Below are 26,345 nucleotides of genomic sequence, written 5' to 3' on the forward strand. Positions count from 1 at the left end.
CCACGCGACGTGGGGCACATCGATCCCCTCAGGATCCTTCGCGACATGGTACATGCCGTGCCCACATGATACCCTTCTCTCGTGTGCCCTGGCGGTTATCTGAACGAAGTCCGTGAACCCGAAGGCCTTTTTGTCCCAAGAGAGTGAGGAGCGACAGCTCTTTGCGGCACGCGTCCGCGTCGCCGTGGGCGCAGCGCTCGTACTGCTGCTGGTCCTGGTGGGGCGTCTGGCCTACATCCAGATCGGACGGCACGTCCATTACGTCACGCTCGCCCGCGACAATCTGACGCGGCCGGTACCCTTGCCGCCGGCGCGCGGACTGATTCTGGATCGCCACGGGGTGGTCCTCGCCAGTAATTTTCCTGCCTATACCGTGTCGATCGCGCCGCGCGCCGTTCCCCATCTCACGCAGATGCTGACCCGTCTCAAGGGTCTCATCGGTCTCGATAACCGAGATCTCCAACGCTTTCGACACGAGGTGCAGACGCGCGATTCCGCCGATTTTCTGCCCCTGCGCCGCAATCTGACGAGCGTTGAGACCGCGCGCTTGGCGGCGCACCTGCCGGAATTGCCGGGCGTGCGCCTGCAGGCGCAATTGCGCCGCAATTATCCCTTGGATGGCCTGGCGGACGCAGTAGTCGGTTATGTGGGCCCGATCACCATGGCCGAGGCGGCGCACCATGTCCGTCGGTACGCAGGCTTCCACGACGTAGGGCAGACCGGCATCGAGCGCTTGTACCAGCGCGACCTCATGGGACACATGGGCTATAAGGACGTCGAGGAGAACGCCCGAGGGCGCCTGGTACGGGTACTAAAGCGCGTGCCCGGACGCCCCGGCGACAATCTCTATCTGACGATCAGCGCCCAGATGCAAGCGGTTGCCGAGCAGATGTTCAAGGGGCGCCGCGGGGCCGCAGTGGCCTTGAATCCGCGCACCGGGGCGGTACTCGCGCTCGTGAGCAGCCCCACCTATAACCCAAACCCCTTCGTGCTCGGGATTAGCCGGCGCCGTTATGCCAAACTCACGGACAACCCGCGCGGACCCCTGGACAACCGGGCCCTGAATGGCCTCTACCCACCTGGGTCTTCGATCAAGCCGTTCTACGCCTACGCCGCGCTCCAAACCCGTTGGTTTCATCCGCACCGCCGCGTCTTGTGTCGGGGAACCTGGCACATCCCCGGTAACAATCACATTTTTCATGACTGGTTGCCGTGGGGCATGGGGCGTATTGGGCTTGAAAAGGCGCTCGAGGAGTCCTCGGATGTCTATTTCTACAAACTCGCCTATCGCATGGGCATCGATCGCATGGCGCGCTATCTCGAGGATTTCGGGTTCGGACACGTCACGGGCATCGACCTGCCCGGGGAGTCGGCGGGGACCGTACCGACGCCGCAATGGATCCAGGCCCACGACTCACCGTGGTACGAGGGCGAGACCATCATCACCGGCATCGGACAGGGGCCGCTGCTGGTGACGCCATTGCAGTTGGCGGACGCCATGGCGACACTCGCCAATCACGGGGTCCGTATGCGCCCCTACGTGGTGAGGGCCGTGCAGAACCCACTCACCAAAGCGGTTCATTACGAGAAGCCGCGCGCCGATCCCCCGATCCCCCATCACCGCCCAAATAGCGATACCTTGCTCGTGGATGACCTGACGCACGTCATCTCCGGATCCCTGGGAACGGCGCACATCATCGCCCATCGGCTACCCTATGCCGTGGCCGGAAAAACAGGCACGGCGCAGCTCTGGAGCGCGCCGGCAAACGGCAAATATAAAGGCCCGCGGCTCCATTCGGATGCACTCTTTACCGCCATGGCCCCGGTCCCGGACCCACGCATTGTGGTGGCGGTGGTACTAGAGCACGCGGGGTTCGGGCTGCATTCCGCGATTCCGACAAAGATTGCCCGGGCGCTCATCAATCTGGACCTGCTGGGGCATGTGCACGTCCGCCATGCCCCCAAAACCCTGGTAGCGCGCTTTGCCAAGGAGCGACGCCTGAGTGCGCGCGCGCAGACGCTTGAGGCGCGCACGCGAAGGGCGCCGTCGCGGTCGGAGGACCAGGCCGGCTGACGGGGCCAGTGGCCCGTGCCCGATCGGCGGGGTTGCCGGGATCACACCGGCCTCAGCCATTGCCGGAAGGTCGGGGCCCATAGGGCGGCCCGTTGACCCGGGCCTTATGGGCCGGCGACATCCTATCTTGACCGGGCACGTCCCGAGCCCGGGACACACGGCCGCAGAGCGGCTGACAGATGCTCGCGCGCAACGCGGCATGCGCGCCCTCTACAGGTATCCATGCCCGGGTTTACAGGCACATGCCCGAAGGGCGCCATCTCCCGTTGCACGGCCTTATGCACCGCATCATCGGACTCGGGTTCCCTATTGCGCAAGGGCGCGGAATCTATCGGATGGCGAATCTTTTCCTAGGCGCTCCTGGCGCCATCGCCAAACCGCTCCTTCAGCATCGCGACCAGGCCCAAAACGAGATCGGCGCTCGTCTCCCGCCGATAGGCCAGACCGACATGCACCGCGAGCCGGCCCCCTTCGGCGATCGCTTTGTAAACCACGCCCTTTCGCTTGATCGTGGCCAGGGAGCGCGGCACCAGCGCACACCCTTGGCCTTCGGCGACAAGACCCAACAACACATGATGATCCGCCGGTTCCGGCACCCGGCGCGGCGAGAAACCCGCCTGATCCTATATTCGGCAGTTGGTAGCCTAAAGGCGCCCTAATCAGCGGATCTGAAAAGCATTTTTACGATTTCGCCGTTCACCCAAGAGGTGAGCGCACATTTTGGTCCAAAACGCTACATCTGAAAAGCATTTTTACGATTTCGCCGTTCACCCAAGAGGTGAGCGCACATTTTGGTCCAAAACGCTACAAATTATACAGTTACAAAGGTAATCGCGATCCGACTGCCGGATCTAGGCTGATGGAATATGGCTTGACAGTGATCATGGCAGCGTGGGTTCAGTCTGCGCGCAAACCAAAACAGCGCCCCATCCTGAAGGTCGAGAAGGGAGATGTTGCGCTTCTTCGCGGCGCGATGATGGGAGGCGATACAAGCGACGATCGGGTCATCGCCCAGTGGTTCCACGGCAAAGCCGGCTGTGTGAGAGGGCAGACCGATGATCGCGGCGTCCATCAACCCGCGATTGACGTCTCGCAACAATCGCATGGATATCTGTCGTTCGACACGAACCTGCGCACCTGGGAAGCGCTCTTCGAGCGCCGCCTCGATACGCGCGAACAGGCTGACGTCGACCGCTGTCGTTATACCCAGATACACACGGGATTTGGCGCCCTGTTCCTGGCGGTTGACCCGCCTCACCATCTCACGGGAGTCGCGCATCAGCACCCTGGCATCCACCAAAAAGCGCTTTCCCGCCTTGGTGAGAGAAACGCCGCGCCTGTCACGCTCAAGCAGCCTCACGCCAAGCGCCTCTTCCAGGCCCTTGATTTGCCGACTCAACGGCGGCTGGGTGATGAATAGGCGCGCGGCCGCACGCCGAAAGTTAAGTTCTTCGGCGACCGCAATGAAGCACTTCAATTGACGCAACGTCGGTTCATAGGTCACGGCGCGCCATCCCTCCGGGATTCCTTACCAAAAAGGTATCAGCAAAATTTGCATTAGCAAAAGGTTTCATACAGGACTACGGTGACTTCTGCAATCACAGGACAATCGTCATGGAAAGTACGAGATACCAGACGGGCTTCAATTATCTATGCCACGTCGAAGGCGCTCACCATCCGTCCATCGTCGATGCCCTGGCGGAAATCGCCCCGGACCTGGCATCTCTTGTGATCCGCTTCGTCTACGGAGAGATTTATCCCCGACCCCATCTTACCCTCAAGGAACGCCAGCTGGTGGCGGTGGCAACGCTTGCGACCTTGGGCAACGCGCGCCCGCAATTGAAATTTCACATAGCCGGCGCGCTCAATGTCGGATGCAGCAGCCAGGAAATCATCGAGCTCATGCTGCATCTGGTGATTTATGCCGGATTTCCAGCCGGCTTGAACGGCGTGTGGGCCGCCCAGGAGGTATTCCAAGATCACGGGGTCGCGCATGTCCCCGTTGCGTCCCTCACGCGCGCGCAAAAGGACCGCGGAGACTCCCGCTATCGCGCTGGCTGGGCAGCGCTTTCCCGCATCGATGGACGCGCCGGCGAAGATGTCATCGCCTCGCTCGCGACCCTCGCACCCGATCTCGCGCGTTACATCATAGAGTTCGCGTTCGGCGACATCTATACCCGTAGCGGATTGAGCCTCGTGCAGCGTGAGCTTATAACGGTGGCGACGTTGACCGCGAAGGGAACGGCGGCCGTTCAGCTCAAAGTCCATGCACAGGGTCTTCTGAATGTCGGGGGCACGCGTGACCAGCTGGTGGAGACATTGATCCATATTTCCGCCTATTGTGGCTTTCCGGCCACCATCAATGCCCTCCATGTCATACAGGAAATCCTGGGTAAACGAGGGAGGGGGACTTGAAGGCGGATCCACCTGTGGCGTGGCATCGACGGCGGGCGCGTATCTTTGCAAGCTTATTGGCACAGGAACCGACAACCGCTTCCTGAATCGTGGTACCGAGCAATTCCGAGCGATCGCGTCTACAATCGCAGTCGTAGCTCGATTCTCATTCCGGGAGCCCCCTTGACCATTGCCGACCCACTGGCTGATGCGGCTGTGCAAGCCGAGCGCGAGGCTGTGACCGCGGCACTGTTGCAGGCCGCGGCCCATCTCGCCGAGGGACAGGATGCCGAGGGCATCCTGCGGCCGTTCTGCGAGGCCCTGGTGGCGGCCTCGCGTCACATCCGGCTCGCGTGGATGTGGCTTGGGGCCCCGGATACCCCGATCATCCGCCCGATCTATGCAGTAGGTCCTGCCCAGGACTACGCCCAGGCCCTTATCCTGGGAATGGACGAAGCCACGCGTCCCCTGAGCCCGGGTCTTAGGGCGTTGGCGAGTGGGCGCCCCGTTATGGCCACTGTCCGATCGGATCCCGCCTTTGCGCCTTGGCGCGCGGAGGCCTTGCGTCATGGCCTGGAAGTGACCGCGAGTTTTCCGTTTGGCGAGGCGGATGATAACCAGCGGGGCCTCGTGGCGATCTATGCTGATCAGGCGGATTACTTCACGCGTCTTGGCCTGAACCCCTTTGTCGCGTTTCAACACCTGGCGCAGGTGGCCTTGACCCAGGCGGCCTTGCGCGAACGCCTGAACATGCTCGCCACGCTCGATTGCCTGACCGGACTGCTGAACCGCGGGGCCATGCAAGCGGCGTTGGAACGGCACCATGCCCGCGCCCAACGCCAGCAACAGTCCTACTGCCTGCTGCTGCTCGACATCGACCGGTTCAAGCTCATCAATGACGGCTACGGTCATGTGGTGGGCGACGGCGTGATCCGGGACGTGGCAAAAATCCTTCAAGAGCTGTTGCGCGCGGAGGACCGGGTCGGACGGTGGGGCGGTGAAGAGTTCCTATGTCTCCTGCCGGACACGGATTGTGCCGCGGGAAGTCGTGTGGCCGAGGATCTGCGCGCGCGCATCATGGGCCATACCTTTCCGGCCGGGGTCGTGCGTACGGCGCGCGCCACGGTGAGTCTGGGGCTTGCCTGCTTCCCCACAGACGGCGGCAATCTCGAGGAATTACTGAACCATGCCGATATGGGGCTCTACGAGGCCAAACGCGATGGACGTAACCGTCTGGCACGGGCGAGCGACAAGGGCCGCGGGCTCTTCGCCACCGCCCAACAGCTCGAGATCGCGCTTGCCTCGGGACAGGTGCGACCCGCCTATCAACCGATCGTGGCATTGGCCGACGGCCGTGTCGTAGCCAAGGAGGCCCTGGCGCGCATCGTGACCGTTCAGGGGGTCCTGGAGGCCCAGTACTTTATCGAGGCCGCCGACCGCTTCCAGTGGCTCCATCGGCTCGATCACGACATGATCTGTCAGGTCATCGAGGACTGCGCCGCATCGTGTAAGGCCCAGGGTCCGGCCATCGCCTATTTCGTGAATGTCTCAACCGACCTTCTCCATCATCCCGATCGGGTACAGGAACTCGTCGAGCGCATCACGCGCACGACACTGCCATACGCCGACACCGATAAGCCGCTCGTCATCGAGATCACCGAACGGCAGTTTCTGGGCGACTTCGATGCCGTGCGCCGGACACTGGCCCCGTTTCTCGCGTTCGACATCCGGCTGGCCCTGGATGATTTTGGCAGCGGCTACTCGTCTTTCCGTTACCTCACCGAACTGCCGTTTGCCTTCGTCAAACTCGACCACGCGCTCGTGAACCGGGTCCAGACCGCGCAGGGCCGGCGCATCCTCCGCGGACTCCAGGATCTCGCGGCCGACCTCGGATTTCGCACGATCGCCGAGGGGGTCGAGGATGAGGCCTGCGCCGACGCCCTGGCCGCCATCGGGATCGACTGGGCACAGGGCCATTACTTCGCGGCACCACGATTCGAGGATGCGCGCGGCGCACGATAAGGGCCTGTCTGGCGGCAAGCGACGGCGTTCGAGGACGATGGTGTTGGCGGAGGAGGGCCTCTGGCGGATAACGATTGCCCCTATCCGCGCGCCTGCCGGATTGGGCAAGATGATCGAGACGATCGCGGCAGGCCCCCGGGTCTCTCGGGGAAGTCCCCGCCCTCTAGGGACGCATCAGCATCGCAAAGGCCTCATAGATGGCCTCGGGGGGTGGCGGACAGCCAGGTATCGTGAGATCCACGGGGAGTACGCGGCTCACCGCGCCCACGGTGGCATAGTTGGCGGTGTAGACCCCGCACCCGCGCGCACAGTCCCCCAAGGCGACGACACGCTTAGGATCGGGTACGGCATCATGGGCCAGGAGCAGGGGGTCGACCATGGCGCGCGCGACCGGGCCCGTGACGAGCAGGATGTCGGCATGCCGGGGGCTTGCCACCAGGCGCACCCCGATGGCCGCGAGATTGTAGACGGCGTTGCCGAGGGCCTGGATTTCGAGCTCGCAACCGTTGCACGACCCGGTATCGACATGGCGCACGGCAAGCGCCCGTCCGAGCTCGGCGGTCAAAGACGCCGGGGATGTCTCGGTACCGCACCGTGATCCCACGTGACCGCAGGACCGCCGCGGAAGGATGCCGGTTCTCAGGATATGGCGTAACAGCTTGTGCATGGCGATTAGAGGTCGTGGCCGCTATAGGCGAGGTTGAAGGATTTGTTGATGAGTGGAAAATCCGGGATGAGCTCGCCTGGCACCACGCGCTCGAGGAGCGGCCAGTTCTGCCAGGAGGGGTCATGGATATGGACATGATGGCTTCCAGGACCCGGCGCGTGCGTCACCGCGGCCAGGATCGGCCCACGCCAACCCTCCACGGCGCCGAGCCCCAGTACGCCATGCGGTCGACCGCAGGGCACGCGCACCGGGCCGTCCGGGAGCGAGGCCAGGATGGCGCGGATGAGCCGCAAGGACTCATAGATCTCATCGAAGCGTACCGCGACGCGCGCCGCGACATCACCCCCGGGGCGCATGGAGATGCGCGTCCTTAGCGTGTCATAAGGTGGCGACGGCGAAAATACGCGCAGGTCGCTTGCGATCCCGCTCGCGCGCGCAATGAGACCGGCGGCCCCCAAGGCCCGCGCCCGGGTCTCGTCGAGGCGCCCGGTCCCGAGGAAGCGCTCCTGCAGGCCGGCATGATCGTCGATGATGTTCTGGAGGCCGCGCGTGGCCTGAAGGAGGGCGGTGCATTCGCCGTCGAGGAGGACGATCGCCGCAAGGTCGAGATCGCCGGCCACGCCGCCTGGAATGATCGCATCCATCAGATAACGATGACCGAAGAGCCGCCTGTGCGTCTGGAGCCATCGTTCCTTCAGGAGGCCGAACTGCGTGTGGCCAAACGCAAGCCCCCCGTCCTGGCAAAGCGCGCCGAGATCGCCCAGGTGGTTGGCAATGCGCTCACGCTCCCACAGCAAGGCGCGCAACCACAGTGCCCGAGGCGGGACCGTGCACGCGCTCACCGCCTCCACGGCCATGGCATAGGCCCCGGCATAGGCGGCGGTGCTGTCGGCACAGATGCGGCCGGCCAACCGTGCCCCCTCGGCGAGCGGCATCTCCTCGAGGCGCTTGGCAACGCCCTTGTGGGTGTAGCCGAGCCGCTCCTCGAGGCGCAGGATCTCGTCGCCCACCACCGAAAAACGGAAATGCCCGGGCTCTATCGTACCGGCATGGATGGGTCCGACCGCGATCTCATGGACGCCGCTCCCGCGCACGGGAATGAAGGGGTAAGGGCGGGCGGGGCCCATCTTGGGAGCGCCTTCGGCAAAATCACGGCGCAATGGGAAGTGCGCGGGCCCCCATGCCTCGTGGCGCAGCCAGGGCCGGGTATCGCCGGCATCGCACGAGATTCCGAGGAGATCGAAAAGGGCACGCTCCTGGCGCGCTGCCGCCGGGAACAGCTGGCTCAACGCCGGGAAGCGCGGATCATCATGGCCGGCCGCAAGGCTCATCCAGCGCCACGCGCCGCCACAGATGACGACGGCATGAACGACGAACCCAAGACCCGCCGGGCGCTCGTCGCTGCCCCACAGCGCGGCCAGCTGTCCGTCCTCGGCGCGCCACCCGGCGGCCAGCGCGCGCCATGACTTGCCGTCGACCCAGGCATGAATGGCTGGCAAGGGGCCTGACAACCGTGCCCAGGCCGTGTCAGGGTGAAGATCGTCGCTTGGCATGATCTATTCCTCGTTCGTCACGGTGCCATCAAACGTGCGGCCTCCGTGTACCAGGCGGCCAATAGCGGGGGCATGGCAAGCCCCAGGACCAGTACTAGCAGGAGATGCACGAGCGGCACCGGCAGTGACGGCGATGCCGATATCCGTGGGCGGGCCGCCCCTCCAAACACCATCGCCTGGGTGCGCCGGAAGATCGCCGCGAAGGCAACGCCCAGCGCGAGAATCAAAAGCGGTACCGACCAGGGGGCCCGGCGCAGGGCGGCGATCAGGATCAGGAACTCGCTCGTGAAGATCCCGAAAGGCGGGGTCCCGAGGATGGCAAGAGTGCTTCCCATGAATGTCCAACCGAGCGTTGGGTTGCGCTCCATGATGCCGGTGATGCGGTCCATATCCTTGGTGCCTTCACTCTGCGCCACCTCGCCGCTTGTAAAGAACACCGAGGACTTGGTGAGCGAATGCGCGGTCATGTGCAGCAGGGCCGCGAAGGTCGCGAGCGGACCACCCAGGCCGAACGCGAACGTAGCAAGGCCCATGTGCTCGATCGAGGAGTAGGAAAACAGCCGCTTCAAGTCACGCTGGCCCCCAAGGGAAAAAGCCCCGAACAAGACCGATGCCAACCCGAAACCAATCATGAGCCGCCCCGGCCAATGCGTCACGGTGTCCGCGGAGGCGAGCGCCTTGAAACGCACGATGGCGTATAGCGCCACGTTCAAGAGCAGGCCCGACAGCACCGCCGAGATCGGGGTCGGGCCCTCGGCGTGCGCATCCGGCAGCCACGTGTGAAATGGCACGAGCCCCACCTTGGTCCCGTAGCCCACGATCAAAAACACGAACGCGATCATCATGATTGCCGGATTGAGTTGGTCGCGGACCCCATAGAGGCGCGTCCAGAGAAGCGCCCGATGCCCACCCAGGACCGAATGGGCGGCGAAATAGACCATGATCGTCCCGAGCAGTGCGAGCGCGATCCCGACGCCGCACAATATGAAATATTTCCAGGCCGCCGCGAGCCCCGCCGGCGTGCGGTAGAGGCCGACAAGCAACGTCGTGCTCAAGGTCGCGCTCTCCATGGCGATCCACAGGACGCCGATGTTATTGCTGGTGAGCGCAAGCAGCATGCTAAAGACAAAGACCTGATACATGGCGTGGTAGACGCCCAGGCGCGCCGGGTTCAAATGACCCATGCGCACCTCGGCGCGCATGTAGGTCAGGCTGAACACCGATGTGGATAGCGCCACGAGCGCGGTCAAATCCACCAGAAACACGTTCAAGGGATCCACGAACAGCTCGTGATGCCAGGCCGTAAACGGGCCGTCGTGCAACATCCGGACGGTCATGATGCCTGCCGCGCAAAGGGTGCCGGCGCTTACGGCGATGTTGCACCAAAATCCCGCGTTCCTGTGGCCCATGGCGCCAAGCAAGACGGCGCCCGCAAGGGGGATCAAGATCATCGACAACAGTATCACCGCGACTCCTCCCGTCGCTCGATGCGATCGATATCGAGACTGTCGAATTGTTCACGGATATGAAAAAAGAATACCCCGAGGATGAAAACCCCGACGATCACGTCCAAGGCAATGCCAAACTCGATGATCATGGGCATGCCGTACGCGACGCTGGTTGCGGCAAATATGAGGCTGTTTTCCATGGCCAGAAAGCCGATCACTTGCGACAAGGCGGTAGCGCGCAGGATCATCATGAGCAACGACAAGAGGATGCCGGCAAGGGCGATACCGATGATCGCGTGGTTGATGTCATGTCCCGCGGCCGCGATCGGGAGCGCGGCATTGAAGGCAAAGATCACGAGCCCAAGCCCGATCAGCATGACGGTCGAGACCTGCACGAGACTTTCCCGGTCCCACTGCACCTCGAGCCTGCGCGCGAGACGGCGCAGCAGGGTGGGAACAACCACGATCTTCAGCAGACCGTTTAGGCACGCCGACACATAGAGGTGGGCACTGTGCGTCGCATACGCGGCGAGCGCGATGCTGAGTGTCAGGATCGTGCCTTGCCAGGCGTAAATGGTGATGAGATTGGCAAGCCGCCGCTGCGAGAGCATGGCAAAAACCGCCAGCAGAAACAGCGCGGCAAGCAGGTTGATGGACGAGGCCAAGGGCATCATGGCGTCAATGTCCAAAGAGATAGCGCATGAGGAGGCCTAGGACCGCGAGCAAGAAGGCGGTGCCCAGGAATTCGGGGACCCGGAACAGGCGCAACTTGGCGAACACGGTCTCGATCACGGCCAATCCGGCGCCGGCAGCGGCGAGCTTCGCGGAAAAAAGCGCATAGGCGGTCGCAAGGCCAGCGGGGCTTGCATCTTGGGCGATGCCCCATGGAAAAAACAGCGCGGCACCGATGCCGATGTAGACAAACAGCTTGATGGCGGCAGCCCACTCGACGAGTGCCAGGTAGCGGCCGGAGTATTCGAGGTTCAAGGCCTCATGGATCATCGTGAGCTCGAGATGGGTCTCGGGGTTGTCGACGGGCAGCCGCGCGTTTTCGGCGAGCGTCACCATGACATAGGCGGCAGCCGCGAACACCATGCTCGGGTAGAGGATGACGCCGTGGTGGGCGAGTTGACGAACGATGACGACAAGCGAGGTGGAGCCGCTGATCAAGGCTGGCGTGAACAGCACCATGAGCAGCGCGGGTTCCGCAAGAAAACCCACGAGCATCGCGCGTCGCGCCCCCATGCTACCGAAACCGGTGCCGAGATCCATGGCGGCGAGCGCCGCGAAGATCCGCGCCAACGAAAAAACACCGGCGAGCACCACCGCGTCGGCGGCGCCGGCGAGCGGCAGGCGGGTCGTGATCATGGGCACCAGCGCGCTTGCCACCACCATGGTTGTGAATACGATATAAGGTGTCGCGACAAAGAGCGCCGAGGCCTCGTGCGGCACGACCGGCTGCTTGCGCAGGAGCCTTAAAAGCTCACGGTAGGGCTGGAGAAGACCGGCACCCGCGCGGTTGGCGAGCCATGCCCGGCATTGGCGAACCCAGCCGGCCAGCAACGGGGCCATGGCCATGACGAACAGGATCTGCAGCCCTTGGCGCATGAAAAGGCGCGCCATCATGGCGCCAGCGCGAGTAGCACGATGAGCGTGGCGAGCACGCAGAAAAGCGAGATCGCGATGCGCCGCGGGCGCATGGCCGCGGTCCATGCCCATATCGCCTCGAAGCCGCGCGCCGCCGGGCGGTAGAGGTCCTCCCAGAAGCGGTCCTCCACGACGCTCCCGTAGCGAGGCACGCGATCGTCGGGCGCGGGCTTGCGGCTTCGCGTCGCCAGGAATGCCGCGAAGATGTGCCGGATCGGCTGTCCGAAGCCCTCGGCGGTATCCTGCATGCGCGCGCCGATGACGGGGTGGCCACAGTTCCAGACGGGGGCGCGGCGCGCCGGCCGCGAGGAATACGCGCGCAGCGCCAAGACGGTGGCAAGCGCCACAACCCCGAGCGCCACCCACAAGATTGCCGGTGCGTACGCGGCATGCGCCACGTCCACCCGGGCGCCGGCCTCACTGATCGTGATGGGGGCATCGGCACGCGTGAGCAAGGATGCGGCCGGACGGATGAGCGCGATGGCGCCCGAAGGCCACAGGCCGGCGGTCACGCACAACAGCGCAAGCAGGCCTAGCCCCGCGCGCTCGAAGGGCCCGGATTCCACGGCCTGCGCAAGCCGCGCCTCGCGCGGCCGGCCCAGGAACACGATTCCGTAAAACTTGACCATGACATAGCCGGCGAGGCCTGCGACCAGCGCCAGCAGCGCGGCCCCGAGCGGTATGCCCATGGCGAGGTAGGGGCGCGGCAAGGCCGTCGCCTTGAGGAAGGCCTGCAGGATCAGCCATTCCGAGGCGAAACCATTGAGCGGCGGCACGCCGGCAATGGCGAGCGTGCCGATCAACATCATGAACGCGGTGTGCGGCATGCGGTGGATCAGACCACCAAGGCGGCCGAGATTGCGCTCGCCGGTGGCGTGCAGGACCGAGCCCGTGCCAAGGAACAAGAGGCCCTTGAAAAAGGCATGATTCAGGCAGTGATAAAGGGCGGCGATCAGGGCGAGCGCCGCCAGGGCCTTGAGGCCATAGGCCGAAAACAGCAGCGCAAGGCCGATCGCGGCCGTGATAAGCCCGACGTTCTCGACCGAGGAGTAGGCGAGCAGACGCTTCATGTCGCTCTGGACGGCCGATGACAGGGCACCGAGCAGGGTGGTTAGAAGTCCCACGGTAAGCACCGTCAGACCCCACCATGGCGCCGGCACCGGCAGCAGCATGAAGGCCACGCGCAAAAGCCCATAGATGCCGACCTTCAGCAGCACGCTGCTCAAGAGCGCGGATATGGGCGAGGGCGCGACCGGGTGGGCCTGCGGCAGCCACACATGGAGCGGGACCAGTCCCGCCTTGGCCCCGAAACCGAGGAGCGCGAGCAGGAAGGCGATACCGGCTACCGTGGCACCGGGGTTGCTCGCATGCAGGGCGGCGAAGGTATAGACGAGCCGCGTGCCGGTCGCGGCCTGCGCGATCAGGACCGTAAAGGCGGCGAGAATGGCGAGCGCCCCGATGTGCTCGATCAGAAGGTAGAGGAATCCAGCGCGGCGCGCGCCGCTCGTGCGATGGTCGGTGACCACCAGAAGGTAGGATGACAAGGCCATCGCCTCCCACGCGATCAAAAACGAGTAGGCGTCGGCGGCCACGAACACCAGTGTGAGGCTTGCGAGCAAAATGTGATATTGCACGCCGATGCGCGCGGCCACTGGATAGTGTTCACGGGCCCGATAGCCGGTAAGATCGAGCGAGATCGCCACGGTCGTGAGGCCAAACAACACCAGAAAGACACCCGACAAGGCGTCCACGCGCCCATAAAAGGGCAGGCCTGGAAGGCCAAAAGGCGAGACCATGGTAAGGGGCGGCCCCTGGAGGGCGAGGAGACCCGCGGCGGCGACGCACAGGGCGCCGAGCGCCCCCAGGGGAAAGATCAGCGGGGCGATGCGTGGGGCCTTGGGAATGAAAAGGCTCGCGAATGCCAAAAGCGACCAAAGGGTCAGGGCGCCTAGGATAAGTTCCCATGGAAGCCCGATTGGCACGTGCATGAACGCGGAGACCTCGCGAATGTCCGGTCGACGCCCACGCGTGACCGATTACACTATATAATGTAACATAACGTAATATTGATGCAAGGGGATAGGCCATGCCGCGCACAGGGATCACAAGAGAGCAAGTCTTTGCCGTGGCCGATCGCCTGGCCGATCAAGGGATCGCCCCGACGGTGGCCATCGTGCGCAGCGATCTCGGTAAAGGCAGTTTCACGACCATCAATCAGCATCTGGGGGAATGGAAGGCCCTCAAATGGAAGGCCGAGGGCCTGACCGCTGCGCTGCCGCCGGCGGTCGAGGGCAAGGCCCGTGAATCGTTGACGGTGCTCTGGGAGTTCGCGGCGCGCGAGGCCGGGCAGACCATCGAGCGCATCCGCGAGGCCGCCCTGCGGGATGTGAGCGAGATGCAGGAGGCCCTCGAGGACGCGCAACGCCAGTGCGCGGCCCTGGAGATCGAGCGTCAGGAATTGCACAAACATCTGGGCAAGGCCCATGAGACGGTCGCCGCGCTCACCGCTGAGATCGCGCGGCTTTGCGAATCGCTCGGGGCATCGGCTGCGCGCCTCGAAGACGTCGAGGCGCGATTGGAGACCACCCTGCGCGATCACTCCCGTTCACGATCTACGTAACACCGGTGCGCGACGCGAGCATCTCGCTATGATCGGCAACACGGGACGACGGAAGGTCCGCTCCCCACACAACCCGCCGCGACTGGCGCGGGCACCATCCCGATATCACAACTCTCGAGTCCCTATCGACCATGGTATCCGGTAGCGCGCGTCATGCGCGCGTGCCGATAGCTGCGCGATATCCGAGACGGGCACGTTCAGGCGGGGGGGATTGCGCCAGACCCGGGGTCAGGGGTGGGGCGGCGGAAAGCCATGCGCGGCGATGGCTGCGGCATCGCCGCGCGACGCGCGCATCTCCGCTAAGGTGGCGGCGAGCGATTTATGGCGCGTGCGTCCCATCAGCCCGGCCGCGAAGCGTCAGAACGAGGGTGAGGCGCTGTAGGATGACAAGTACGGCCACCATGGCGAGTGCCAGCATGAACAGGGCCAGATTGCTCACCTTGCCGGTGCGAAACGCAAAACTCAAGGCCGTGGACACGGCCGGCGGGTGAACCGCGTCGAGCAGTACCATGCCGACGATCGCCAACGTCATGGAGAGACCGCCGGACAGGTAACCGCCCCCGAGCCAGGAATAGAAAAGACAACCGGACACGGCCGCCAGGGTTTGGGCGACAACCACTGTGCGCACGCGATTGGTGCCGTGTTCGGGATCCAGATAGATGAGAAAGGCGCTCGAGGCCAGCGATGCAAAAAGCAGCCGTTGGCGGCTGAAGGCATCGACAAGGGCAAATACACTGAGAATGGTGAGCGTGGGCAAAAGCGCGAGCATGAGCTCATGACGTCGCCCCAGGCGACGTCGCTGCCGCCCGGTATGCGCGGACCCTGGCTGCAGGCTGTGCAACGAATCAGGCATCTCTTTGGCTCCTTGTGCGTCCACGCATACCTCGACCGTGCCAGTGTACCGGCAGACCATGGCGCAGGGCGTCAGCCCTTGGCGTCGGCTTTCGCCGGGGATCGCGTACCCGAAAGAATCGATCGGCATCCGATCCGGTTACCACGCACTGTCCGGCCGGGTGCGGAGCGGGTGCTGGCACGATCTTGACCGCCGGTCCAGGGCGCGGCGCCGGCGGGGACGCGATGCCCCAACGACACCCAGGGATCGCAGACCGTGCGCTTGGCCGGTCGGATCTGCGGAGACATCGCCGGCGGCGGTCAGGGCAAGACCCTGGGAGATCGGCGATCCATCCCGCGAACCCGTCCGGGAACGGAACTGTCGCAACGATCGTCCAACAGCAATTCTCAATGTGAACTGGCTCCGCCTCGAATGGGGGCGTCCGCTTAAGAATTTACGGGGCTTGCAGGAGCCTTTGTCGGGCATCGGGCACCAGCGGGTAGACCAGGACGCGCTTGGGGCTTGCCCCATGGCGTTCGTGATGGCGATCCTCACGGCCGCGGCCCGTGGTGAGACCGACGTCGATCCAGTGGGCCGCGCGGTAGCAGTGGCCCGTAAAGCGTGTGGGATCAACAAAGGTCTCAGCCAAAAGGGGGCGGACGCCGTAGGCGGTTTGCCAATCGAATGGGTTCCATGGCGGCCCTCAACTGCTGTCGGGCGCGTCGATGTCGAGACCCCGCAGCATGAAGTCGAGCAAGGCCTCGAAACTGTCGAAACACATAAAAGTTGTGAGCGCCCGAATGCTGTCGAAAAAGCTTTTGCGGGTGGGGAGGGTCGCGCGCAACACGCGGTATTTTTGGTTGGTTATTTCCTGGAAAGTGTGCAGCAGGAAGGCCAGCAGGTTGAAGGTGCACAGCAGCGAGGAGAGATACTTCTTGCCGTGCCCAAAATTGTGTTCAAGATGGTACCCCTTGGTCTTCAGAACATTGTTGTTGCCATTCTCGATCCTCCAGCGCGCGCGGCCCGCTTCAGCGACTTTCGCGACATGAGCTTTATCGAGTGCATGCTGGGTGATCCAGGCGTTCTGGTATGTCTGCTTGCCCGCGGCGTCTTGGGTGGTCAACTCCAGCCAATTGACCGCTAGGGCATCGTCGCCCTCGCGCAAGGGAACGTGGTTGACGAAACGATAGGTGTCAGTCCAGGCTTTCTTGCCCTTGCGGCGCAGGACCTGGTGAGTCTGTATAGCCCCCTGGGCGGTGAGATCTTTGATCGATTCGGTGAGCGTGACGTGGGAGCTCGGCTTGCACACGAAAAGGAAATGGAGTCCCAGGCCCAAGACGGTTTCGCACATCGGCTGGCGGCTATACAAGTCGTCGCCCAGAATCGTCGCGTTGAGCGCTTTGATGCGGGCACCATGGGCGGTAAGCCACCGCTTGGCTGCCGCCGTTTCACAATCCTGCTTGTCGTGACCGTCCTGGGGGGTCACGAATTCCGGCGCCAGCGCGATGACCTGGTTGCGTTCGGGAGACACCACGACCGGTGTAACCACCGTGTGCTGATAGCTGACCTCGCCCTTCCTGTGTTCGATCTTCGTGCACTGCCGGCAATGGACGGTATGAGAATGGTGATAGCTTGTCCCGTCTAGGGCGATCAGCAGCTGGCCGGCACCGTTCTGGGATGAGGAGAGAGAAACGCGAAAAGGGTCAATATGGCCGCCCGCGTTCAGTGCCTCGAATGTCTGTTCGAATAGGGGGGTGACATGACTGGGCGCCACCGGGTCCAGCAGGTTGCGGATGCAGTTGTCAGTCGGGATCAGGTTCATGCCAAAGAGCGTGTGCGCGTTGCTCTGGCCTTTGGTCTGTTTCATCGTCCTCTGATAGGCTAGAAACGAAGGGCTTTGCATAGTGAACACGGCAAAGGCCGCCAAGGCCGCGTCTTCCATGGCGTAGACGCAGTTCTTTCCCGTCCGCTTGTCCGGGAACCGCTGCATCAACTCCCTGAGGGAGGCCACTAATCCCTTAAAATCAAGGGGGCTCCCAACTAACGGAAAAGCCAAGCTCTGCTCGCTGAATATTATGACCCAGCGCTTTATACCGTGAACCGTAACTTTTGTCCAGCCCCCGGACATACCGGTTCATGGCCGTGACCCGGTATTGACAATCATTCCTACATTTAGAACTGCTGATCGTCCAAGGTTCGGCTTGACAGAGCCGCAGGCCCGTTTACAATGCATCGGTCTGCGGGAATAGCTCAGTGGTAGAGCACAACCTTGCCAAGGTTGGGGTCGCGAGTTCGAATCTCGTTTCCCGCTCCACCTCCCTTACCCTGAAAACCGGGTCCCCCGTCCTATATAACCACCTAGGCTGGGTGGCAGAGTGGTGATGCAGCGGCCTGCAAAGCCGTCAATGCCGGTTCGATTCCGGCCCCAGCCTCCAAATCTCGATACCGTCAATAGCGCCCGGCATCCCTGTCCTAGGTGATCGACCCAGGAATCTGCGACAAGCAGGGCAGATTTCGTGACCGAAGGGCTTGCCGCCCCGGGGCTCTTGGCCAATCCGCACAGTCTGGAATGGGGATGAGAGGCTGCGCGCGCCCAGGCATGTCGGGTGCGGCGCCCTCTCGGCCGCAGGCCTGGGTCCGGCGCCAGGACTCTGGGCGATCAGCCCAGATCTTGCGAAACCGTCCATACCACGCCAGATAGGCACGACGGGAGCGCCTCGAGTCATTGCCGGGGCGCGAGACCGTGGCCAGAGACATGAGCTGCCCTCCCGCCTGGCATGCGATCCGATACGCTTCGCTAAGGCCGGGTTTGGGCTTGAGGGCCGCAACGCCCAATGGGGGGATTGGTGGGCCGTCCAGGGCTCGAACCTGGGACCACCTGATTAAGAGTCAGCTGCTCTACCAACTGAGCTAACGGCCCATATGACCCGCGCAGTATAAAACCTTTTTGGCAGACGGCAAGACACCCCGACAAAAAGACCGCGCCGGACCCCTCGGGGACCGCCCCCCATGGATCCGGAAAACCCTCAGCATTCGTCACGACAAGGAAGGCCGACAGGCATTGGAAAGGCCGGGCGGGCCGTAATCGTGCGCGCAAGCCCGCACCGCCTCCCGATGTCCACGCGGGCGCCCGTCGATGGTCCCTTTCGGCCGACCTTTCGATGCAGCGGCCACCGCAAATGCCCTCGAACCATGGGGGAGGATATATACCAGAGGGTCATTCGCCATCACCCGGAACATCCGCGACTACGGTGCGGGCGCGGCACTTGAGCCGTTTGCCCAGGCGCCGCGCGAGGCCCTTCGCGCCCGCACCGCCGACATGCGATCCCGAGGGAAGCCGCGCTATTGTTGCCGTGCCGGGGCGGGACGCCTAGAATAGCGCGTTTGTCGATACGGCCGAGCGGGGAAACCGATACGTGGGATGGAATGATCCGGGGAGGGGCCAGGATCCATGGGGGCGTAGGGGCGCCTCCGGGCCTTTTGACCTCGACGCCATCATCCAGCGTCTGTGGCGCCGGCTGCGACGACACAGGGGTGCGCCGCCCCCCTGGATTTTCGGGGTCACGGCCTTTGCGGTCATGGCGGGTTGGTTGGTGACAGGCTTCTACAGCGTACCCCAGGGCGACCGCGCGGTCTTGCTGCAATTCGGCCAGGCGGTGCGCGTCACGCGCCCTGGCGCCCATTGGCGCTGGCCGGCGCCGTTGGCAAGTGACCAGGTCGTCAGTATCCGCCAGATCCATGTCGTGGCGGTCGGGTACCGCCCGATGTCCAAGCTCTACGAAGGAGAACCGGCGCCCGCCGAGGCGGCTATGCTGACCGGCGACCAGGGAATCATGCGCCTGCAATTCGCGGTCCAGTATCGGATCGTCGATCCTCGTCATTATCTTTTCAATGTCGACCATTCCCGCAAGACCATCGCCCGCGCCGCCGAGGCGGTCATGCGTCAGGCCGTGGCCGACAGTTCGTCAAACGCCATCCTGACGCATGACGCCCATCAGCTCGCGGCAACGGTCAAGGCGCGATTACAGGGTCTATTGGATCGCTATGGGGCGGGTGTCCACATCGTCGCCATCAAGATCCAGAAGGCGACCCCCCCGAAAAGCGTGCTCGCGGCGCTGGGGAAGGTGGTGCGCGCGCGCGAGGATGCCAAGCGATATGCAAGCGAGGCACAGGCCTATGCCGATTCCATACTCCCCAAGGCCAGCGCCGATGGCGTGGCCATGATTGACAAGGCCCACATCTATCGCGCGCACGTCATGGCCAAGGCGCGCGCGCGTTCGGCGCGTTTTTTGGCGCTCGACAAGATCTATGAACGCGCGCCGCTCGTGACCCGCGAGCGGCTTTTGATAGACGCCATGGCGCATGTCTACCGCAAGGCGCATAAGGTGATGGTGTCGGGGACCAGCCAGACCGTGGTCAATGTGCCGATGGCGTCACCCGCGAAACCACCGGTCTTGGCGGGACACGCGCCGGCGGGTGCCGGGAACAAACGATGAGGACGCGCGCCCTTTGGCCGTTTGCCGCGGCGCTGGCCTTCGTGGTCGTGCTCCTCGATGCCACGCTCTACGAGGTCGACGCCGGGCAATATGCCGTGGTCACGACCTTTGGGCGGATCGTCCAAAGCCGCGTGGGACCCGGACTGCATGCCAAGATACCGTTTGTGCAAAACGCGCATATCTTCAATGCCCGACTCTTGAACCTGCGCGTGGAGCCACAGGCCCTGCTCACCAAAGGCCGCAAACAGGTGCTGGTGGACGCCTTCGTCGAGTATCGGATCGCAAGCTTCCGCCGTTACCTGACCAGCACCGGAGGGTCGCGACATAAGGCCGAGGAACGCATCCGTGAGGCGGCGGTGACCGGGTTCCGACGATTTTTTGCACGGCGCACGCTCACCCAGGTGCTCACGGGCCAGGGCCTTGGGTCCCTGACGAAAGTGGTGGATGCGCAGGCCGCGCGCTACGGGCTTGCGATCATCGATCTGCGCATTCAGCGTCTAGGGCTTGGAGATCGCGTCGTCGACGCCATCGACAAACGCATGGCATCCGATCAGCTGACCCGCGCCGCGCGCATCGAGGCGCGCGCCATGGCCAAGGCGCAGGTGGCACGTGGACAGGCCGACCGCAAGCGCGCCCGGATTCTCGCTCAGGCCTACGAGAAGGCGGGGGTCATACGCGGCCGCGCGCAGGCCGACGCCGCCGCGATCTATGCCAAGGCCTATGGTCACGATCCGCGTTTCTTCGTGTTTTACAAGAGTCTGCGCGCCTACGTGCGGAGCTTCGCCAACCGGAAAACGACCCTCGTCATCGGTCCCGACAGCGGATTTCTGCGTTTTCTGAAAAACCAGGGGCCCTATGCAAAATGACAATCCCGGCAAGCCGTCACGAGGCGCGCGCATGAGGCGCGATCGCTGGCTTTTGCCTGTGGGAGTGGAAGAAATATTGCCGCCGGCGGCGCGCCACGCCGAGCAGGTCCGTCGGCGACTGCTGGACCTCCTCGACAGCTGGGGCTATGACCTCGTCATGCCGCCGCTCGTGGAGTATCTGGAATCCCTACTCACGGGCGTCGGACATGAACTCGACCTAAAGACCTTCAAGCTCACGGATCAGTTGACAGGTCGGCTCATGGGCCTGCGCGCGGACATGACGCCACAGGCTGCGCGCATCGATGCCCACTACCTGCGCCGTGATACCCCGGTGCGACTTTGTTATCTGGGGCCGGTGGTGCGCACGCGCCCCGATGAATTCGGGGGGGCGCGCGAACCCTGGCAGATCGGCGCGGAACTCTTCGGACAATCAGGGCCGCGCGCCGATGCCGAGGTCCTGCGGCTCATGTTGGCGCTCCTCGAGTGCGCCGGTTTTTCCAGTCTTCATGTGGATATTGGTCACGTAGGCGTGTATCGTGCCCTGGCGCGCGAGGCGGGCATGGAGGAGGCGGTCGAGCAGGAGCTCCACGAGGCGCTCCGGCGCCGGTCGCGCGCCGAGGTCGATGCGATCCTGGCGGACCTCACGCTGCCTGCGCGCAGCGACCGCCACCTGCGGGCATTGATCGATCTTCACGGGGCCGAGGCGCAGTTTATGGCGCTGGAGGCGATGCTGGCCGATGCCGGCCCGGAGGTCCGGGTCGCCCTCACTGACCTTAAGGCCATGTGGCGGGCGGTCGACCAGGCCCATCCCGGCATCAAGTGGCACTTCGATCTCGCCGAGCTGAGCGGCTATGGCTATCACACGGGCGTGGTGTTCTCGGCCTTCGTGGAAGGCTATGGACAGGCCATCGCGCAGGGTGGGCGCTACGATGAGATCGGGCACGCCTTCGGGCGGTCACGGCCGGCGGTGGGATTCAGCGCCGATCTGCGGCTGCTTCTCAAACTGCGTGATGAGCCCGCCCAGGCGCCGCCCGCAATCCTCGCGCCGTGCTGCGATGACAAGGCCTTGCGCGAGGCGGTGCGCGCGTTGCGCGCGCGCGGCGAGAGGGTGATCGAAATTTTGCGTGAGGGCGCGGAACAGGACCGGGACACGGGCTGCGATCGCGAGCTCGTACAACAAGACGGCCGGTGGACGGTCGTAGCGAGGCGTTAGGCGAGACATGGCAAAGAACATCGTGGTAATCGGTACCCAATGGGGGGATGAAGGGAAGGGCAAGATCGTCGATCTCCTGACCGAGCGCGCCTCCGCGGTCGTGCGCTTTCAGGGCGGTCATAACGCCGGCCATACGCTGGTCATATCCGGCCAAAAGACAGTCCTGCACCTCATACCCTCGGGAATCCTGAGGCGCGATGTCCGATGCTACATAGGGAACGGCGTCGTGCTTGCGGTAGGGCCCTTGTTCGATGAGGTGGTGGCCCTGGAACGAGCCGGAGTCCCGGTCCTTGACCGCCTGAAGATCAGCGATGCCTGTCCGCTCATCCTGCCGCACCATATCGCCCTCGACGTCGCCCGCGAGCGCGCGCGGGGCGCCGCCGCCATAGGGACCACGGGCCGCGGCATCGGGCCGGCCTACGAAGACAAGGTCTCGCGGCGCGGCCTGCGGCTTGGAGATATCTTTGATGAGACCTCGTTTGCCGCAAAACTGAAGGATGTGATGGCCTATCACAACTTCACCCTCGAGCACTTCTTCCATGCCCCGACGGTAAGCTACGAAGACACGCTGGCCGAGATCATGGGTTATCGCGACCGGCTCGCGAAGATCTGTTGTGATGTCCCGGAGGCCCTCGACGCTCATAAGGCGCGTGGTGAATCCCTGCTCTTTGAAGGGGCGCAGGGCACCTTCCTCGACATCGATCACGGCACCTATCCGTTCGTAACCTCCTCGAACACCAGCGCCGGTGCCGCCGCCACCGGGTCCGGCGTCGGCCCGCATGTGCTCCATTACGTGCTCGGAATCACCAAGGCCTACGCCACGCGCGTCGGGGCCGGCCCGTTTCCCACGGAACTGTTCGACGCCGTCGGTGATCGGCTCGGTGATCGCGGCCAGGAATTCGGCGCCACCACCGGTCGCAAGCGTCGCTGTGGATGGTTCGATGCCGTAGCCGTGCGCCGCGCGCGCCAGATCAATGGGTTTTCGGGGCTTTGCATCACCAAGCTCGACGTCCTGGACGGCCTCGATACGGTGAAGATCTGCGTCGCCTACGAGGTCGACGGCAAGCGTCGTGGAACGCCTCCGGCGGCGGCCGAGACCCTGGCGCGATGCCAGCCGGTGTATGAGGAGATGCCGGGATGGGGCGAATCGACGGTCGGAATTCGCCGCCTCGAGGAATTACCGTCCAATGCCCGGCGCTACCTCGATCGGCTCCAGGAACTGACCGGCACGCCCATCGACATCATATCGACCGGCGCGGATCGCGAGGAGACCATCGTGGTACGTGATCCATTTCAGGAATAATGGGCTTTAGCTTATAAGCGCACGCCGGACTTGGTACCGAGGAGAGGACTTGAACCTCCACGGGGTTACCCCCACTAGCACCTGAAGCTAGCGCGTCTACCAATTCCGCCACCCCGGCCCGGCATGGCTTCAAGGCCGGCGACTCTACCGAGAACAGGACACGATGTCAACGCGAAACGATCCCCCACAATTCCACGACCCCGAGGCCGAGCGAGAGGCCCAGAACTATGAGTTTCCCGTGCCGAGCCGCGAGGCCGTCATGGCCTATCTCGGATCACAGGATGAGCCGGTCCCGCTACGCCAGCTGCTGGAAGACCTGGGGGTACGCGGCGAACGGGATGTCGAGTCCTTCGGGCGGCGCTTGCGCGCCATGGAACGTGATGGCCAGCTCCTGAAGAATCGTCGCGGGCGCTATGGCCTGGTGCAGCGCATGGATCTCATCCAGGGGCGCGTGATCGGCCATGCGGATGGCTTCGGATTCCTGGCGCGCGAAGATGGCAATGACGACCTGTTCATACCGGCGCGCGAGATGCGCAAGGTCCTGCACGGCGACCGCGTGGTGGCCCATGTGGCCAGCCTCGACGCCCGCGGACGCGGCGAATGCCTGATCGTGGAGGTCCTGGAGCGCGCTCAGAAGCAGGTCGTGGGGCGCTACCGCGAGGAGCGCGGGGTGGCGTTCGTAACCCCCGACGATCGCCGTATCGGGCGCGACATCATGCTCGGCGACGACCCCGGGGCGATGACCGCTCACGCCGGCGAGATCGTGGTCTGCGAGATACTGGAGCAGCCGACCGCCAAGAGCCCGCCTGTCGGACGCATCATCGAGGTACTTGGCGATCGCGACGCGCCGGGGATGGAGATCGCGATCGCGCTACGCAAATACGATCTCCCGCATGAGTTCGGCCAAGCCGTGCAAGACCAGGTGGCCGGTCTTGCGCCCACCATAGACGCCGCGGAGGCGGCGCGCCGGGAAGACCTGCGTGACCTGCCGCTTGTCACCATAGACGGGGAGGATGCACGCGATTTTGACGATGCCGTCTATTGCGAGAAGAACCGCGGAGGCTGGCGGCTCGTGGTCGCGATCGCCGATGTGTCGTACTATGTGAGGTCCGGCACCGCGCTCGACGAAGAGGCCCGGGCGCGCGGAAATTCGGTCTATTTCCCGAAGGCCGTGATCCCCATGCTCCCCGAGGTGCTGTCAAACGGCCTGTGCTCCCTGAACCCCGATGTCGATCGGCTCTGCATGGCCTGCGAAATCCAGCTGGACCGATACGGCAAGTTCAAGAAATATCGCTTTTTCGAGGCCGTCATGCGATCCCGCGCGCGCCTCACCTATACCGAGGTCGCCTCCCTGCTTGCCGGCGCCGCCCAGGCGGCGCCGGAACGCGCTGCGCTCATGCCGGCCCTGGAGGCCCTCTACGGCCTTTACCGGGTTTTGCATGGCGCCCGTGCGAAACGCGGATCCGTCGACTTCGAGTTGCCCGAGACCCGCATCGTATTCGACGCCAACCGCAAGATCGAGCGCATAGAACCGCTGGTGCGCAATGATGCCCATAAGCTCATCGAGGAATGCATGCTGGCGGCCAATGTCTGTGCCGCGCAATTTCTCATCGATCAGGGCGCGCCGGCGCTCTTTCGGGTGCACGCCGGACCGACAGCGCAGAAACTGAAGGATCTGCGCGTCATGCTCTTCGAGATGGGGCTCGAGCTAAGTGGTGGCGACAAGCCGAGCGGGAAGGATTATGCGGCGCTGCTCGCGCAGGCCCCACCCGGCCCCGAGGGGCGACTCCTGCAGACGCTGCTCCTGCGTAGCCTGAGCCAGGCGATGTACGGCCCCGAGGATATCGGCCACTTCGCCCTGGGCTACGAGCATTACACCCATTTCACCTCGCCGATCCGTCGCTATCCGGACCTCATCGTGCACCGCGCCATCAAGAGTGCGCTCGGGAAAACACCGGCGCGCGTCCCGGACATGTCGATGAAAGCCCTTGGCGAACACTGCTCGCAGACCGAACGACGCGCCGACGACGCCACGCGTGATGTGATCCGCTCGCTGAAGACCGAATATATGGCCGACAAGGTCGGGCAGGAGTTCGACGCGGTGGTGAGCGGGGTGATGGCCTTTGGGCTTTTCGTCGAACTCGCCGATATCTACGTCGATGGCCTGGTGCATGTGTCCTCGCTCGGCCACGACTACTATCACTTCGACCCGGCCCATCACCGCATGGTCGGGGAGCGCACCGGCCAACACTACCGGCTCGGCGATGCCGTACGCGTGCGATTGCTGCGCGTCGACATAGACGAGGGCAAACTCGATTTCGAACTCATCGCGCAGACCACAGAGAGGGCGGCGCGCCCCGACGGCGCTGCGCGCCCCAGGCGCCGCCGCCGATCGCGCCGTGGCTGACGATAGCGCGTTCGCGGAGCTGATCGCGGGCCCGCACGCGGTATCGGCGGCCCTGAAGGCCCATCCCGATACCGTCGATTGCGTATGGATCGCCAAGGAGCGGTCCGATGAGCGCATGCACGGTATCGTGGCCCTGGCGCGCGCGGCGCACGTGCTGGTGCGCCAGAGCCCGCGCACGGCCCTCGACCGCATGGCCCCGGGGCTCGCGCACCAAGGGGTGCTGGCGCGCCGCCGACACGTGGAGCGCGCGCGCGAAGAGGATCTCATGGCCCATCTAGGACGTCTGGCGCAGCCCCTGGTGCTAGTCTTGGACGGGGTGCAGGATCCGCACAACCTCGGGGCCTGCCTGCGTAGCGCCGAGGGCGCGGGGGTGGATCTCGTGATCGTGCCACGACATGCCCGCGCGCCCCTGTCGGCGGTCGCCTCGCGCGCGGCGTGCGGGGCCGCCGAACGTCTGCCGCTCTACGAAGTGGCCAATCTCGCGCGGACCTTGCGCGCACTGAAAGAGGCCGGGTTGTGGGTGGTGGGCGCGGCCGCCGATGCCCAAACCTCCCTGCACGACAGCCCGCCGCCGACCCCCACCGCATGGGTCTTGGGCGGGGAGGGATCGGGGTTGCGGCGCCTGACCCGGGAGGCCTGCGATGTGCTGGTACGCATCCCCATGCACGGGCACACCGAGAGCCTGAACGTCTCCGTGGCCACCGGGCTGTGCCTTTATGAAAGCGTGCGCGCACGGGCTGCCGCCAAGACCCGCTCCCCGGAAATTGCGTTACCCCCCATAAATCACTAGAATGGCGCCCGCA

At 64.2% G+C, this 26,345-nt stretch carries 21 protein-coding genes, 4 tRNA genes and 1 pseudogene; 13 read left to right on the forward strand and 13 right to left on the reverse strand.

Translation table 11 applies throughout. The features are described 5' to 3' along the window. Window positions 1-130: 130 nt before the first annotated feature. Entirely contained in the window at window positions 131-2,074 is a 1,944-nt protein-coding gene (mrdA, locus tag C4901_RS08610; RefSeq protein ID WP_168185639.1) for a penicillin-binding protein 2, read from the forward strand. Between the two features lie 350 nt (window positions 2,075-2,424). On the opposite strand, the gene C4901_RS08615 is transcribed toward mrdA, so the two are convergent. Beyond that, window positions 2,425-2,670 (reverse strand): LysR substrate-binding domain-containing protein, encoded by a 246-nt coding sequence (locus C4901_RS08615; RefSeq protein WP_110136982.1) that lies wholly within the window; start codon window positions 2,668-2,670, stop codon window positions 2,425-2,427. 215 nt (window positions 2,671-2,885) lie between these two features. Next, window positions 2,886-3,578, reverse strand: coding sequence for a LysR family transcriptional regulator (locus C4901_RS08620; protein WP_110136983.1), 693 nt, complete (start codon window positions 3,576-3,578; stop codon window positions 2,886-2,888). Window positions 3,579-3,688: 110 nt separating this feature from the next. On the opposite strand from C4901_RS08620, the gene C4901_RS08625 reads away from it, so the two are divergent. Continuing rightward, window positions 3,689-4,489 (forward strand): carboxymuconolactone decarboxylase family protein, encoded by an 801-nt coding sequence (locus C4901_RS08625; protein ID WP_110136984.1) that lies wholly within the window; start codon window positions 3,689-3,691, stop codon window positions 4,487-4,489. A gap of 162 nt (window positions 4,490-4,651) precedes the next feature. Next, window positions 4,652-6,490 carry a bifunctional diguanylate cyclase/phosphodiesterase gene (locus C4901_RS08630; protein WP_110136985.1) on the forward strand — a complete coding sequence of 613 codons (1,839 nt, stop codon included), beginning with the start codon at window positions 4,652-4,654 and terminating at the stop codon, window positions 6,488-6,490. 163 nt (window positions 6,491-6,653) lie between these two features. Here the strand turns inward: C4901_RS08630 and C4901_RS08635 are convergent, their stop codons facing one another. Genes C4901_RS08635 through hyfB form a run of 6 tightly spaced genes read right to left on the reverse strand, consistent with a single transcriptional unit; the run spans window position 6,654 to window position 13,793 of the window. Continuing rightward, on the reverse strand, window positions 6,654-7,157 hold the full coding sequence (locus C4901_RS08635) for an NADH-quinone oxidoreductase subunit B family protein (RefSeq protein WP_110136986.1): 504 nt from the start codon (window positions 7,155-7,157) through the stop codon (window positions 6,654-6,656). A gap of 5 nt (window positions 7,158-7,162) precedes the next feature. Continuing rightward, on the reverse strand, window positions 7,163-8,710 hold the full coding sequence (locus C4901_RS08640) for an NADH-quinone oxidoreductase subunit C (RefSeq protein ID WP_110136987.1): 1,548 nt from the start codon (window positions 8,708-8,710) through the stop codon (window positions 7,163-7,165). Between the two features lie 17 nt (window positions 8,711-8,727). Beyond that, window positions 8,728-10,173 carry a hydrogenase 4 subunit F gene (locus C4901_RS08645; protein WP_370445978.1) on the reverse strand — a complete coding sequence of 482 codons (1,446 nt, stop codon included), beginning with the start codon at window positions 10,171-10,173 and terminating at the stop codon, window positions 8,728-8,730. Further along, a complete protein-coding gene (locus tag C4901_RS08650; RefSeq protein WP_205735902.1) occupies window positions 10,173-10,847 on the reverse strand; it encodes a hypothetical protein in 675 nt (224 codons plus the stop codon). Before C4901_RS08650 ends, C4901_RS08645 begins: the two co-directional genes overlap by 1 nt. Beyond that, the gene (locus C4901_RS08655; RefSeq protein ID WP_110136988.1) at window positions 10,837-11,784 is read right to left on the reverse strand and encodes a respiratory chain complex I subunit 1 family protein; all 948 of its coding nucleotides are present in this window, start codon (window positions 11,782-11,784) and stop codon (window positions 10,837-10,839) included. Before C4901_RS08655 ends, C4901_RS08650 begins: the two co-directional genes overlap by 11 nt. Further along, a complete protein-coding gene (gene hyfB / locus C4901_RS08660) occupies window positions 11,781-13,793 on the reverse strand; it encodes a hydrogenase 4 subunit B (protein ID WP_110136989.1) in 2,013 nt (670 codons plus the stop codon). The genes C4901_RS08655 and hyfB overlap by 4 nt, the downstream gene beginning before the upstream one ends. Window positions 13,794-13,891: 98 nt before the next feature. Here hyfB and C4901_RS08665 point away from each other — a divergent pair, with 98 nt between their 5' ends. Continuing rightward, a complete protein-coding gene (locus C4901_RS08665) occupies window positions 13,892-14,425 on the forward strand; it encodes a DNA-binding protein (protein WP_110136990.1) in 534 nt (177 codons plus the stop codon). Window positions 14,426-14,744: 319 nt separating this feature from the next. On the opposite strand, the gene C4901_RS08670 is transcribed toward C4901_RS08665, so the two are convergent. The 3 genes from C4901_RS08670 to C4901_RS08680 form a co-directional block, all read right to left on the reverse strand. After that, window positions 14,745-15,278, reverse strand: coding sequence for an HPP family protein (locus C4901_RS08670; protein ID WP_110136991.1), 534 nt, complete (start codon window positions 15,276-15,278; stop codon window positions 14,745-14,747). Between the two features lie 433 nt (window positions 15,279-15,711). Then, a complete protein-coding gene (locus C4901_RS08675) occupies window positions 15,712-15,906 on the reverse strand; it encodes a Druantia anti-phage system protein DruA (RefSeq protein WP_110135574.1) in 195 nt (64 codons plus the stop codon). A gap of 54 nt (window positions 15,907-15,960) precedes the next feature. After that, the gene (locus C4901_RS08680; protein WP_110135573.1) at window positions 15,961-17,313 is read right to left on the reverse strand and encodes an ISNCY family transposase; all 1,353 of its coding nucleotides are present in this window, start codon (window positions 17,311-17,313) and stop codon (window positions 15,961-15,963) included. A 183-nt stretch (window positions 17,314-17,496) separates the two neighbouring features. Between C4901_RS08680 and C4901_RS08685 the strand changes: the two genes are divergently transcribed. Then, a tRNA-Gly gene (locus tag C4901_RS08685) sits at window positions 17,497-17,571 on the forward strand. A 47-nt stretch (window positions 17,572-17,618) separates the two neighbouring features. Further along, window positions 17,619-17,692: transfer RNA gene (locus C4901_RS08690), tRNA-Cys, on the forward strand. Between the two features lie 409 nt (window positions 17,693-18,101). On the opposite strand, the gene C4901_RS08695 is transcribed toward C4901_RS08690, so the two are convergent. Further along, window positions 18,102-18,177, reverse strand: a tRNA-Lys gene (locus C4901_RS08695). 496 nt (window positions 18,178-18,673) lie between these two features. On the opposite strand from C4901_RS08695, the pseudogene C4901_RS19340 reads away from it, so the two are divergent. From C4901_RS19340 to C4901_RS08715, 5 genes and pseudogenes are all read left to right on the forward strand, one after another. Beyond that, window positions 18,674-18,736: pseudogene (locus C4901_RS19340) on the forward strand (protease modulator HflK N-terminal domain-containing protein); the annotation flags it as partial. Between the two features lie 99 nt (window positions 18,737-18,835). After that, complete coding sequence (gene hflK / locus C4901_RS08700; RefSeq protein WP_240611733.1) at window positions 18,836-19,753, forward strand: FtsH protease activity modulator HflK; 918 nt, start codon at window positions 18,836-18,838, stop codon at window positions 19,751-19,753. Further along, a complete protein-coding gene (gene hflC, locus C4901_RS08705; RefSeq protein WP_110136993.1) occupies window positions 19,750-20,619 on the forward strand; it encodes a protease modulator HflC in 870 nt (289 codons plus the stop codon). Before hflK ends, hflC begins: the two co-directional genes overlap by 4 nt. A gap of 31 nt (window positions 20,620-20,650) precedes the next feature. Beyond that, complete coding sequence (locus tag C4901_RS08710) at window positions 20,651-21,832, forward strand: ATP phosphoribosyltransferase regulatory subunit (RefSeq protein ID WP_110136994.1); 1,182 nt, start codon at window positions 20,651-20,653, stop codon at window positions 21,830-21,832. Window positions 21,833-21,839: 7 nt separating this feature from the next. After that, a complete protein-coding gene (locus C4901_RS08715; protein WP_110136995.1) occupies window positions 21,840-23,135 on the forward strand; it encodes an adenylosuccinate synthase in 1,296 nt (431 codons plus the stop codon). 31 nt (window positions 23,136-23,166) lie between these two features. Here C4901_RS08715 and C4901_RS08720 read toward each other — a convergent pair. Beyond that, a tRNA-Leu gene (locus C4901_RS08720) sits at window positions 23,167-23,253 on the reverse strand. Between the two features lie 45 nt (window positions 23,254-23,298). Between C4901_RS08720 and rnr the strand changes: the two genes are divergently transcribed. Together rnr and rlmB are read left to right on the forward strand one after the other, a co-directional pair. Further along, window positions 23,299-25,542, forward strand: coding sequence for a ribonuclease R (gene rnr, locus C4901_RS08725; RefSeq protein ID WP_110136996.1), 2,244 nt, complete (start codon window positions 23,299-23,301; stop codon window positions 25,540-25,542). After that, on the forward strand, window positions 25,535-26,332 hold the full coding sequence (rlmB, locus tag C4901_RS08730; protein WP_110136997.1) for a 23S rRNA (guanosine(2251)-2'-O)-methyltransferase RlmB: 798 nt from the start codon (window positions 25,535-25,537) through the stop codon (window positions 26,330-26,332). Before rnr ends, rlmB begins: the two co-directional genes overlap by 8 nt. The last annotated feature ends 13 nt before the right edge of the window (window positions 26,333-26,345 follow it).

Origin of the sequence: Acidiferrobacter sp. SPIII_3 (assembly GCF_003184265.1) — a bacterium.
GTDB lineage: Bacteria > Pseudomonadota > Gammaproteobacteria > Acidiferrobacterales > Acidiferrobacteraceae > Acidiferrobacter.